8 protein-coding genes and 1 pseudogene are annotated in these 12,185 nt (G+C 59.9%); 3 read left to right on the top strand and 6 right to left on the bottom strand.

From position 1 onward, the window contains the following. Positions 1-28 precede the first annotated feature (28 nt). Entirely contained in the window at positions 29-970 is a 942-nt protein-coding gene (locus tag C2L65_RS42515; protein ID WP_042315987.1) for a LysR family transcriptional regulator, read from the top strand. Between the two features lie 217 nt (positions 971-1,187). Here C2L65_RS42515 and C2L65_RS42510 read toward each other — a convergent pair whose 3' ends face one another. The 3 genes and pseudogenes from C2L65_RS42510 to C2L65_RS42500 form a co-directional block, all read right to left on the bottom strand. Next, positions 1,188-2,045 carry a PA4780 family RIO1-like protein kinase gene (locus C2L65_RS42510; protein WP_042315990.1) on the bottom strand — a complete coding sequence of 286 codons (858 nt, stop codon included), beginning with the start codon at positions 2,043-2,045 and terminating at the stop codon, positions 1,188-1,190. A gap of 371 nt (positions 2,046-2,416) precedes the next feature. Next, positions 2,417-3,012, bottom strand: a pseudogene (locus C2L65_RS42505) (NADPH-dependent F420 reductase). 104 nt (positions 3,013-3,116) lie between these two features. Beyond that, positions 3,117-3,851, bottom strand: a complete 735-nt coding sequence (locus C2L65_RS42500; protein ID WP_042316012.1) for an SDR family NAD(P)-dependent oxidoreductase — start codon at positions 3,849-3,851, stop codon at positions 3,117-3,119. 130 nt (positions 3,852-3,981) lie between these two features. Here C2L65_RS42500 and C2L65_RS42495 point away from each other — a divergent pair, with 130 nt between their 5' ends. Further along, entirely contained in the window at positions 3,982-4,578 is a 597-nt protein-coding gene (locus tag C2L65_RS42495; RefSeq protein WP_103254678.1) for a TetR/AcrR family transcriptional regulator, read from the top strand. 49 nt (positions 4,579-4,627) lie between these two features. Here C2L65_RS42495 and istB read toward each other — a convergent pair whose 3' ends face one another. The 3 genes from istB to C2L65_RS42480 all read right to left on the bottom strand — a co-directional run bounded on the left by istB (position 4,628) and on the right by C2L65_RS42480 (position 10,835). Then, a complete protein-coding gene (istB, locus tag C2L65_RS42490) occupies positions 4,628-5,425 on the bottom strand; it encodes an IS21-like element helper ATPase IstB (protein ID WP_042317367.1) in 798 nt (265 codons plus the stop codon). Continuing rightward, positions 5,418-6,896, bottom strand: coding sequence for an IS21 family transposase (istA, locus tag C2L65_RS42485; protein ID WP_427910162.1), 1,479 nt, complete (start codon positions 6,894-6,896; stop codon positions 5,418-5,420). Before istA ends, istB begins: the two co-directional genes overlap by 8 nt. A 750-nt stretch (positions 6,897-7,646) precedes the next feature. Then, complete coding sequence (locus C2L65_RS42480; RefSeq protein WP_042312151.1) at positions 7,647-10,835, bottom strand: AfsR/SARP family transcriptional regulator; 3,189 nt, start codon at positions 10,833-10,835, stop codon at positions 7,647-7,649. Between the two features lie 700 nt (positions 10,836-11,535). On the opposite strand from C2L65_RS42480, the gene C2L65_RS42475 reads away from it, so the two are divergent. Beyond that, complete coding sequence (locus C2L65_RS42475; RefSeq protein WP_042312150.1) at positions 11,536-11,850, top strand: DUF4148 domain-containing protein; 315 nt, start codon at positions 11,536-11,538, stop codon at positions 11,848-11,850. The last annotated feature ends 335 nt before the right edge of the window (positions 11,851-12,185 follow it).

The raw sequence follows: 12,185 nt of genomic DNA, 5'->3' as shown, positions 1-12,185 counted from the left end.
AACATGCTTTGAAGATATTCTTCAAAGTATGAGACTCAACCAGCTTGATGGACTGCTCGCATTCTGGAAGGTCGCAGAGTACCGCGGGTTCTCTGCCGCCGCGGCAGCGCTCGAGGTCTCGCCTTCTGCGCTCAGTCAGGCGATCCGCCACCTGGAAGCCCGGCTCGGCGTCAGGCTTCTCAACCGGAACACGCGTAGTGTCAGCCTCACTGAAGCCGGACAGGCATACCTGTCCCGGATTGGGCCGGCGTTGAGCGACGTACTGGAAGCCGGGGAGCAACTTCATGAGCTTCAGGGCCGGCCATCGGGCGTCCTGCGCATCAACGCAGCGCGAATCTCGACCGCCATGGTCCTCCAGCCGCTGCTGGCCGGGTTCCTGAAAACCTATCCGGACGTCCAGGTGGAGCTGACGAATGACGAGGGCTACGTGGACATCGTCGAAAGAGGGTTCGACGTCGGCATTCGAATGGGAGAGAGTGTGCAGAAGGACATGATCGCTGTGCCTCTCGGTGGCCCGGTTGCCGTATCCATTGTTGGATCTCCCGACTACTTCAAGCAGCATCCTGTGCCACGGCACCCATCCGATCTGATACATCACAACTGCGTGCGGTTCAGGTTTTCAGGCAGTGGGGCTATTCACAAGTGGGAGCTCGAGGTCGAAGGCCGTATCGTCGAGTACGAGATCAGCGGCAATCTCACGATCAGCGACTCCTTGTTCTCGGTTGAGGCTGCGCTGGATGGGATTGCACTGGCGTACACGTTCGAGCAGCTCGCGCTTCCTCACATCCGGGCCAGGAAGCTGAAACGCGTCCTGAGCAGCTTCTCACCGACTTTCCCCGGGTTCTACCTGTACTACCCGAGCAGACGGCAGCAGCCCGCCAAGCTGAAGGCTCTGGTGAATTACGTACTGGCGTATTCCAGCTCCGGGACGATTGGAATGTCTGCCACCTTGCCCGCGATAGACGTGTAGTAGTACGCGCATCGCGCGACCATTAGACAGTGGCAACGACGAAACAACCTGCCGACTGTACCGACGGCCATTCGAATCAGGATGCAAAATTCGAATGGCCGGTTTGCCCCAATCAAGGGTCAACCGTTACATGAACGTGATCGGCCGCTTGTGGCCGAGCGGCGACATCCTCGAAGACCTTCACTTTCGGGCGATCTTCGGGGGACATCAAGCACGGTTACCGGCCTGCGCTCAGTTCCTGCTGTCGCCTCACTCGCGCGTCTTCTTCAAGACGTGTCGCTTCGAGTTCCTGCAGCACGCCGTCGAGGTCCACTGGTCGCGTGTCGACTTCGATGCGACCGGTCAGTTCGGCATCGACATGCAGCCGCCCTGCTTCGAAGAGCGCCCAGATCTCCGTGCCATAACTCGCGGTGAGTATTTGCGGTGCAAACCGTCCGAAGTACGCGGCCAGGTTGTCGACGTCTCGCTTGAGCATCGAGGCAGCTTCGTTGTTGCCGGATGCGTCGACGGCCTGTGGCAGATCAATGATCACCGGCCCATCCGCTGCCAGCAGGATGTTGTATTCCGAAAGGTCGCCGTGAATTACGCCCGCGCAGAGCATGCGGACAACCTGGTTCAGCAGCAGCGCGTGCAGTTCGAGGGCGCGGGCTTCGGTGAGATCGACGTCGTTGAGCCGTGGTGCGACGTCACCCGCCTCGTCGATCACCAGCTCCATCAGCAACACGCCGTCGGTACAAATATAGGGTTGCGGCACGCGCACACCTGCGTTGGCGAGCCGGAACAGCGCGTCCACTTCAGCGTTCTGCCATGACGCTTCCTGCATCTGACGGCCGTAGCGCGTACCTTTTTCCATCGCCCGCGCCTGCCGGCTGTTCTTGACCTTGCGACCGTCCCGATACGACGCCGCTTGCCGAAAACTGCGTTGCTTCGCGTCCTTGTAGACCTTGGCGCAACGCGTCGATTCGCCGCTGCGCACGACATAGACTGTTGCCTCCTTGCCGCTCATCAACTGGCCGATGACTTCGTCGATAAGTCCTTCTTCGAGAAGCGGTGCAAGTCGTTTGGGTATTTTCATACGATCGTGGGCCGCAGCTCGTGGAACGTGCATTCCACGCGCGTGGATGGTGAATGGCCCGCTGAGGTATGCGCGACCAACAAACCGATGAATCGAGAAGCCGGTGCCGGCGGCCGCAAGCTTGCTGCGTGGGAGATGGATGGAGTCATGCCGGATTATAAGGGTGGCCGGGCACGAGCCGACCCAAATCTCCCCGGCGACTGCGTAGATGCATTGCGCCGCCGTTCCAGACCACGCCCGGCTTGGCACGGCGGGCGGCACGTGACCCCGAGCGGTAATTCGGGTCACCATGCCGGCAACGACCGCTTTCCAGTTCCGAATGGACATCCGTCCGTATCACATGGCCGCTGTGACTTTGCCGTGATGTGCCGTTATTTGAACTTGACGAGATCCTTGAAGATCAATTTGCCCCAGGTATTGCCCCTGGCCTGGACGAGCGAGCCGCCATCCTTGAGCGGTCCTAGCGCAATCGGCGCGAAACCGAGTTGTTCGGCCGAATCGCGACCGGTGCCACCGCATTTTCGTCATCGCTCGACAAAAACACGACGCGGCTGCCGCCATTCACGCTCGGATCAGCGGCCAGAACGGCAGCGGACAGATGGTTAAAGCCCTTTACGAACCTGGCGCCGGTAAACGCCTTGGCGACAACTGCGGACGATGGCTGACCATCCAGGTCTTCAACTGGAGCATTTGTATTTGTCGCGTCGATGATCGTTTTGCCATGCCAGGTTGCGATCTGTTTCGCGACTTCGCGATGTTCCCAAAACGGAACCGCCAGGAAGATCGTGTCGGACGCGCTTGCATCCTGCAGCGTCCTGGGAATAACGGTGGGGCCGATCGCTTGTGCCTGCTGCATCAACATCTCGGGAGGGCGCCGGCTGGCGACGGTCACATCGATGTTCTTTCTTGCAAACGCTCGAGCGAGTGCCTGACCTACCGCGCCAAAGCCAATAATCGAATAGCTCACGTGAACTCTCCATTCAGTATTGAGCAGGACTCCATATTTACAGACACAATTCGGATCATCTTCGTCAGGTTGACAGGCCCTTCTACACGCTTTTCGGCGCGATTTCAGATGGCCGAGAAGCCACCGTCGACAGACAACTCCACCCCATTCACGAAGCTCGAATCGTCTGAAGCAAGAAACAGCGCGACCATCGCAATTTCCTCAGGACGACCCATCTTTCCCCGCGGGATCAGGGATTCGAACATCCGCTTCGCCTCCTCGGTGAGAACCTGGTCCTGCATCGGTGTGGCGATCGGCCCCGGGCTCAGCACGTTCACCCGGATATTCCTGCCCTTCAGTTCGTTAAGCCAAGTGCGTGCGAATGAGCGCAACGCCGCCTTGCTCGCCGCATACACGCCGTAACCAGGAAAACCTTTCACCGAAGCAACTGACCCGGTCATGAAGATCGATCCGCCATCGTTGAACAGCAGTAACGCCTTCTGAACCGCAAACAGCGTTCCGCGCGTATTCAGACCGAAGGTCGCATCGAAGTGCTGCTCGGTAATCTCGCCCAGAGGGACGGCTTCGCCCGTGCCTGCGCTCGCGAACAGGATGTCGATCTTGCCCTTTTCCCGCCTGACTGTATCGAACAGGCGGTCGAGGTCGTCTAGATTGGCCGCGTCACCGCGCACGCCGGTCACGTTCCGGCCAATCAGCTTGACGGCCTCGTCGAGCGCCTCCTGCCTCCGGCCCGTGATGAAAACATAGGCGCCTTCTTCAACGAACCGCTTGGCGCTCGCCAGCGCCATGCCGCTCGATCCGCCCGTGATGACTGCAACCTTACCGTCCAGCTTTCCCATGACTTCTCCTTTCGCGGTGTCGTACTGCGCCTCGGTTCCCAGTTGCACAAATGTGCTGTATCTTGTGGATCACTGATCCAGATACAGACTCATTATATGTGGATCACCGATCCGCTTGTCAAGGTGATTTATGCGAGCCGACGCCAGAAAGAATTACAGCCATCTACTTGCGGTGGCGCGCGACGTCGTCACCGAGCATGGTGCCGACGCGTCCATGCGAGATATCGCCCGCCGGGCCGACGTCGGGTTGGCTACACTATTTCGCCACTTCCCGACACGAGAAGACTTGTTCGAAGCGTTGCTGCGTATGAACGTGGACGAACTGATACAGCAGGCAGCCGAACTCGAAACGTCGAATCCACCTGACGAAGCGCTGGTGTCCTGGTTTCGCGAAGGGGTGGCATTCGTTCATAGCTATAGCGGCATTTGCGCCTTGTTTGCGACCGCGCACGCGGACCCGGACTCCGCGCTTCACGCTTCGAGCACAGCGCTGCGTTCAGCGGGCGCGCGACTACTGCGCCGTGCTCAGGCCGAGGGAACGGCGCGCGCCGATATGGATGGAGTCGACCTGTTCGCCCTGATGTCGTCGCTCGGCTGGCTCGTCGGCCAACCCGCATTCGCGCCACGGGGGGATCATCTCTTTCATGTGATTACGAGCGCCATCCTGACAAATCGGTCGAGCGACGATGTCAAGAAGGCGACGTTGTTGATTTCCACCGAATTCTGACCCACTGTTTTCATCTAAATTTGACCCACCCCCAGACAGCGTAGTGCATCTATTCCGATGTGGATAACTCTTCGCCGTCTGTCGTCTTTGAAGCTCTCTTTCTCGTCGCTTTTGCTTTGGCAGAACTGGTCCTGAAGCGCCACGATTCATTGCCCGTTTCAACGATATGGCAGTGATGGGTGACGCGGTCCAGAAGCGCCGTTGTCATCTTTGCATCGCCAAACACGTTGGCCCATTCCCCGAAGCTCAGGTTCGTCGTGATCACCACGCTCGTGTGTTCATACAGCTTCGAGAGCAGATGGAACAGTAGCGCCCCGCCAGTCTGGCTGAACGGCAGGTAGCCCAGTTCATCGAGAATCACCAGATCGACGTACATCAGTTTGTGTGCAATCTGCCCTTGTTTGCCGGCTGTCTTCTCGAGTTCCAGCGCGTTGGTCAGCTCGACCGTTGAGAAGTACCGCACACGCTTGCCTTGCCGTTGCACCGCTTCGATTCCGATCGCTGTGGCCAGATGGGTTTTGCCGGTGCCGGGTCCGCCGATGAACACGACGTTGTGTGCGCTTGCGAGAAACGCCAGATCATTCAGCTCATGGATCAGCGCTTCATCAACGCGTGCCTCCGAGAAGTCGAAGCCCTTCAGGTCGCGGTGAGCCGGGAATCGTGCAGCAGTCATCTGGTAAGCGATCGAGCGCACCTGCCGCTCGGCCGTTTCTGCCTGCAGAAGCTGCTTCATGAAACGCTCGGGCTCGAACTCGGTGTGGCGCGATTGAGCCAGCAGTTCGGGCCAGCTGCTGGCCATGCCATGCAGCTTGAGGCTCTTTAGCTGGGCCGTGACGTCGTTAGACATGGCGATCCTCCGGTGGGTTGGTGCGCAGGCTCTCGTAACGATCTACATCGGCGGCAGGCTCCTCGACGAGCTGGAGCCTCGTTGCGGCGACGTTCTGGTTTGCGACTGGTCCCTTGAGCCGGCTCAGAACGTTGAGCACGTGGTCAACGCTTGGACGGCCTGAATCCAGCGCGGCCTGCACGGCGAGCAGTACGGCATCAAGCCCGTGTTCCGGTACAGCCGCCAGCACCTGCGTCATGACGCGGTCGCCGCCCGGGTGCTTCAGGAGATAGCGCTGAAGCTGCTGCAACGGCTGCGGCATCGTCGCAAACGGGGCGCCGTTACGTAATGCGCCCGGTTTGCGTTCCACAAGCGTGATGTAGTGGCGCCAGTCGTAGAAGGTCATGTGCCGCTCGAAGCTGCGTTCGTGGCGGGCAATCTCAAGGGCGTCGACGACGACGCTCAGATACGCGGGATAGCAACGCACGCTCACAAGCTGGTTCGTGTACTCGGTCGGTACGCTGTAACGGTTACGCTGGAAGTGAATGAGGCTGGTGGACGACACACGCAGGGTCTGCTCAACGTAGCCATCAAACGGACGGGGATTGGGCATCAGCCTCGTGCGTTCGTCCTGGAGCACATCCTCAACCGTCAGCTCTGGCCACTGTGGGTGACGCATCTGCCAGGCCTGACGGCACTGGCCAGCGACCCATTCGTTCAGGATGTCCAGCGTGTCCCAGCGCCGCAGTGCGGCCTCGTGCCAGATCTGCCGACGCCGGTCCTGAACGTTCTTCTCAACGATGCCTTTCTCCCAGCCAGCGGCCCGGTTGCAGAACTCTGGCTCGAACAGGTAGTGACCACACATCGCTTCGAAACGCGCGTTGACCGCTCGCTCCTTGCCACGCCCGACCTTGTCCACGGCGGTCTTCATGTTGTCGTAGATGCCACGGCGCGGGACGCCACCGAACGCGGCAAATGCGCGTGCATGGGCATCGAACAGCATCTCGTGACTCTGCGTGGGATACGCGATCAGCCAGAAGGCACGACTGGCGTTCAGTTTGACGTGGGCGACTTCGAGACGGCGTCGCAGACCGCCGATGAAGGCGTACTCGCAACTCCAGTCGAACTGGAATGCCTCGCCGGGTTCGAACGCCAGCGGCACATAGGCCTTCTTGCGCGGCGCTTCGGTCTGCTCCTCGTGCCAGCGACGCACGAATGCACTGACACGGCCGTAGCTGCCGGCATAGCCCTGTTCACGGATTGCCTCGAACATGAAGCGCGCCGTGCGTCGGTCACGCTTCGGTCGGTGACTGTCTGCCCGTAGCCAGCCCGTCAGTTGCGCAGCCCAGTCATCGATAACACTGGGACTGATGCGCTTCGGGTACTTCGGCTCGGTGGCGTCGGCCTGCCGCAGCCACGTGCGCACCGTGTTTCGGGACAGGCCCGTTCGCCTCGCAATCTCGCGCAGCGGGACCTTCTCGCGGAAATACATCCGCCGGATCTTGGCCAGTATGCCCACCGTGATCACCCTTGTTGCCCCCGCTCAAAGATTGAGCAGGGCATTCAATCACGTGGGTCAAAATTCGATGAAAACTACGGCCTCAGGTGGGTCAATTCTCCGTGGACATCAACAGCGACGTAACAGAGTGCGACGAATTGTTGTCTGCATTGCGTCGGATGGCGTCCGCCATGACCGGCGCCGGCGACCCTATGGACAAAAGTCTTGGCAAAGGTGGTGAATGCAGCTGATCGTGTCGGGAGTTTTGAGCGGCTGTTGACGAAGGAGATAAGACGTTGAAGCGGCTGAGCTGTCGCACTACCCAGCGACCGCACATGGCCGGAAGTTCGAAGGGGGCATCGCACCCGCACCGCAGAGCAAGCCCTGAATTTCCGTGATCGACCCGTTGCTGCCGGTCGAGCCGCGGGACTTCCAAGGGCGGGTATCAGATGCGGAACGGTCATTCCGTACCCGTCGATCGAGGAGAAGTCATCGACCATTTCTGCCGATCGTTGAACAACATGATAGCGGCAGGAAAGGAGACCTATTGCCGTCATCAGCAGCCGATTGAATTTGTCGATCCTGGCTCTCGACGAAATTGACTGCTCGTTTACGACCTTGCCAGCCCCGACATTTCAGTCGCGATACGAGTAGACGCACGCATCGGGTATTTCCGCCAGGTATCGCCGTAGCGCCAAGATCGTCCAAGACGCCCGCAGTAGGCGTGATTCAAAAATTCGCTCGTCACATCACGCGCAATTCCCTGGCCAGCCGTTCGGTCGCGGGTGACGGCCCGATTCCCAGAATGACAGACAGGATCTGTTTCAGGCGCCGGTAAACCGCTAAAGCCTCTGCCCGCTCCTCCCGAGCCCGGTAGCACCGCATCAGCCCCCGGTAAAAGTCTTCAGCCAGTTCATCAGCCTCGATACCGCGGCGGTACAGGCTGATCGCCGCGTCGATCTGATCGTCCTGTTCGTAGCGCCGCGCCAGACCCGACAAACCCGCGATGAACCTGGACCGTAATCGCTCGCGCGGCGAGACCGTCCAGGGCTCGCCGGTATCGTCGGAAAGGAAGCTGCCGCGGTAGTAGTCAATCGCGCGTCGCATGGAATCTTCATTGCTCGCGCCCTCCGCCGCCTCTGCATCGCCGAACGCTCGCTCGAACGCACCGGCATCAACCCACATAAGGTCACGATTCAGGCTCACGCGCCCGCCGGCCTGCCCAATCGTGTCCGCATCGCCCAGGAGCTTCCGCAATCGTGTGAGCGCTACACTGAATGAATTGTGAGCGCTGTCGCCCGTATCATCCGGCCACAACGCGTCGGTAAGCCTCTGTTCAGGGACATCCATTCCGCCGAAGGCGATCAATGCCTTGAGCAGTTGCATCGGCTTCTTCGGTGCCTTCCGCGCGAACGCCAACGGAACGTCATCCAGCAGCACCTCGAAACGACCCAGGGTATGGACCCTGACCGGCCACGGCCAGTTCGTGGCCTCAAGTGACGGCGCGCGCACCCTATAGCGTCGGATCAGATGGCGGACGTAGTCCGTCTCGACACCTGCCTCGAGCGCGGCAGCAAACAGGCGTGGCATGTGGCGGCCCTTACGCGCTCGCGGGCCAAGCCCATCCCCGGTCGACTTGAGTTGCCCGACTGCGCACCTGAATCTCTCCGCCCAGATCTCGAGATTGCCCTGCAGCAGTGCCCAGTAGCTTTCCGCAAACGCAATGGCGCTCTCCCAGCGGTCCTGCATCCCGGTTGCCTGCGCCATCGTTCGCAAATCCTGCAGCGACCTTGCAGCCTCCGCAAATCGGCCGGCCTCAGTAAGGTGAAAAGCCAGTCTCAGGTATGCGTGGCGGATATAGTATGCCGCCCCGGCTTTGGCGGCGAGTCTAGCCTGCTGTTCGTCGAACTGGATCGCGCTGGTCCGATCGCCGTGCGCTTCGGCGAGGCGTCCCTTTAACCATGCGTCGTGTAGCTGATCGAGGAACCGATTCGGGTCGGCATAGCGTTCGGCCCTGGCGCGGTATGACTCGGCAGCGGAGAGATCACCTCGTTCTATGGCAACGTGCGCAAGCCCGAATAGCGTTAAGGAATTCAGCACAGGCAAGGCAATTGCGTTTACGGCGCAGATCTCGAGACAGGTCGTGAACGCATCCTGTGCCGGAGAGATTTCCGCTTCCGAGTAGAAAAGGTGAAAACCAAGCGTCCCGTACCAAAAAGCTTTATTGTACGGGGTCGTTTCGGCGGCGTTGAGCCACGGTTGAATACGGTCGACCAGACGCCTGCCGTCCGCATGCTGAAGTGAAATGTCGTAACACGCTAGCAGGGGCGTTGCTACAGCTACCTTCTCGTTGACAGGTATGTCATCGCTGGCCAGCAGTTCTTCCGCTCTGTGGATCCGGGGTTCAAGCAGGTTCAGATCTGGCCGCCGGTAAGCCAGAGCATAGACAAGCGCCACGTTGACCCGCAGCTCCATCACTGGAGAAGGGAATTCAGGAACGCTCTGCAGCAGGCCATCAAGGGCATCAATCCAGCGATCGAGCGGCGTAAAGTTCGCATATTCGGTCCAATACGCCACTATTATCTCCGTGCAGGCGAGAATCTGACCGAGCCTGTCCTCTTTCTGCCCAAACTGCTTGAACGCCAGCTCGAGCACGACACGCGCGTCCGCGGGAGCAGACGAAACAAGCGAAACACCAAGCCAAAAGACAAGCCACGGAGCCTGATCGACAATCGCCTTCGGCAGTGCACCGATCCAGTCGCGTAACGTCTCGCCGCGCCCCTGCTCGAGCAGCGTTCCGGCATTCCCCAGTATCAGACGGGTTGCCCCGTCCCAGTCCTGGGCGGCGCGGTAGAGGGAAAATGCATCGTCGACCTGGCCTGTCTCTTCAAGCAGCCTGCCCGCACGTTGACGCAGTTCATTGATACCGGCAGGAGTATAGAACTGGTCCAGCTGGTCGAGCAGAAATGTCCGGAACAGGTCGTGATACTGATAGCTGTAAGGTTTGGATCCGCGCCGGTCGGTAAACAGCTGGCGGCGGTAGAGGCGGTCAAGCAGTTCACCAGCCTGCGAACTGCCGCCCATTTTCTCCGCGATCGCCACCGTCATGCGCGGCAGCAGGGCCGTCCGGATCAGGAATTCGCGCGTCTCCGGGGCCGCCGTCCTGAAGATCTGACCTGAGAAGTAGCTGAAGATCGCTTCCCGCGCCTCCCCCCGGATGTCCTCTGCCTGGGAACCGAAACGTCTGGCGCGCTCCAGCGACAGCGTCCAGCCGGCTGCCCACCCCCCGGACATCTGATACAGCGAGCGGAGAGTTTTTTCGTCCACATCCAGGCCAAGTGCGGCAATCGCGCGTGCCTCCTCCAGCGTGAGGCGCAGATCGTCCCAGTCCAGACGTGTCAGTCGTTCTGACGAGACGAGCTCCACACACTCGGCGGGGGGATCCTCTCGGCTTATCACCACGACGTTCACCTCTTCTGGCACTTCCCGCAAAGCAAGCTCCAGCACGCCATGGAACGCCGAGTCGTGGGGCAACTGATGATAGTTGTCGAGCGTAAGGACCGCAGGCACCTTCAGTCGACTGTAGTATTCACGGAAGAAATGCCGCGTATAGCCGGGGATGTCTGCCAGGTACTCCGGCGTGAGCAGCGGCAGCGGGACCTGGCGCTTACCCCTTGGGCTTTCGACCGTGCGGCTCAGATAGTAAAAGAAGGTCGAGATGTCATTGTCGCCGGCGTCGATCTGATACCAGATGCCCGCGAGTTTGCTGGCGTCCAGATAGCTTGCCACCAGCGTCGTCTTGCCAGCTCCGGGCGGACCTGACACCCAGATCACCGGGTAGCGGCTGCGCGCGGCATCGAGCTGCGCAAATAGCCGCTCCCGCGGCACTACTTCATGCAGCCTCGGACGCGTGAGCTTCGCCAGGCTCGCCATCTGACGTCCTCTCTCCCCGGCATCCCGGACTTATCAGCGTGTTTGCATGATCCGATCTCCCGAACCATCGGTCAAGCGCTTACACGGGTTACGCAGCTTCCGCGAGAGACTCAGGCGACGCGCTCGCCCGACTGGCAAAGCCCCGCTGTGTGCGGCAAGGCGCCTATCGGTAGTCAATCGGTAACCAGCCCGGTGCGCCATGCCGGATTGCAGGCGCAAAACCTCCCAAACTGTTCCTCGGAACTCCGCCATGGCCGGGAAATGCTCATCAGTCAATGCATTCCGGCGTATGGGGATAGTTTCTATGCGAGCCCGCGACTATTTCAGCGATCCGTAATCGAACCGTAGTCATCCACTCGCTATGGTGGTCTCACGCAAGCGAAAGACGAGGTTGGACTGGACCGGATGCAGGTGGCTGCCGTCGAGTGCGACGAACAAGAACCGCCCCTGCGTGAGCTCCACAAGAACGCAACGGATTTCATCGTTTGACGGATTCGCCGTGGCTGGACGAAGTGTTGCGTCGAATCATGGTAGTCCCGTTGCGTCGGAGACGATGACACCGTGCGCAGCGCGAATGTCGATACGGTAAGGTGCTTTGTGTGCACGCGAGTTCACTGGGTGGTGCACCCGGCCCGTTTCCGCTTGCGACAGACGCGACATGGCTGTCCCCCAGACTTCACCATTTTTTGAGGTAATTGTCATGAGAACCCTGTTTCACATCACATTCTTTGTCACTGTGCTTAGCATTCCTGTTGTTTCCAACGCGCAGTTGAATGCTCCTGTCTCACGGGCCCATGTCCGCGCCGAGCTAGTTGAACTCGAGCGCGCGGGATATCACGTGGGCGACGACGACGCCCACTACCCCGAGGCGATCCAGGCAGCCGAAGCGCGTGTTGCCGCTCAACATGCGACAACCAGCGGTTACGGTGGAATCGGAAGTGCGTCGTCGGTATCTGGTGTGCCGATGATCGATCGAGCCAACGCCGATCCGAAGCGGCTCTATTTCGGCCACTGAGCGGCGAATCGGTACGCGTTCGGTATGTAACCTGGAGCCTGTCGGGTCCCTCTCCTTTTCGACGGACCCTAAGCATGCTCCATCGCTTGATGTATTCGCCGCCCGGCCGGCAAGCATTGATTTGAACGTCGGCCGTGGCCATCAGCCGAAGGAATCGAGGAAATGTGTAAGGAGGGGCCATGTCCACATTTGTTTTTTTTGGTTTCTGACCGATGTGCAAAAGATATTGCGCAATCGGTACGTATTTGACTTCAACGACCCCCGGTTAGACGTGCGCGTGCGGCGCAATGCTGCACGCATTATCGCGGGCGACTACACGGACGAGGATAATGGTC

Source organism: Paraburkholderia terrae, assembly GCF_002902925.1.
In the GTDB taxonomy this organism is placed as follows: Bacteria; Pseudomonadota; Gammaproteobacteria; order Burkholderiales; family Burkholderiaceae; genus Paraburkholderia; species Paraburkholderia terrae.
This window is presented reverse-complemented; position numbering and strand designations above follow the sequence as displayed.

Excerpts from the sequence above, each read along its gene's own strand:
- C2L65_RS42480 (WP_042312151.1), bottom strand. The coding sequence starts at position 10,835 with ATGGCGAGCCTGGCGAAGCTCACGCGTCCGAGGCTGCATGAAGTAGTG.
- C2L65_RS42515 (WP_042315987.1), top strand. The coding sequence starts at position 29 with ATGAGACTCAACCAGCTTGATGGACTGCTCGCATTCTGGAAGGTCGCA.
- C2L65_RS42495 (WP_103254678.1), top strand. The coding sequence starts at position 3,982 with ATGCGAGCCGACGCCAGAAAGAATTACAGCCATCTACTTGCGGTGGCG.
- istA (WP_427910162.1), bottom strand. The coding sequence starts at position 6,896 with ATGTATTTCCGCGAGAAGGTCCCGCTGCGCGAGATTGCGAGGCGAACG.
- istB (WP_042317367.1), bottom strand. The coding sequence starts at position 5,425 with ATGTCTAACGACGTCACGGCCCAGCTAAAGAGCCTCAAGCTGCATGGC.
- C2L65_RS42500 (WP_042316012.1), bottom strand. The coding sequence starts at position 3,851 with ATGGGAAAGCTGGACGGTAAGGTTGCAGTCATCACGGGCGGATCGAGC.
- C2L65_RS42510 (WP_042315990.1), bottom strand. The coding sequence starts at position 2,045 with ATGAAAATACCCAAACGACTTGCACCGCTTCTCGAAGAAGGACTTATC.
- C2L65_RS42475 (WP_042312150.1), top strand. The coding sequence starts at position 11,536 with ATGAGAACCCTGTTTCACATCACATTCTTTGTCACTGTGCTTAGCATT.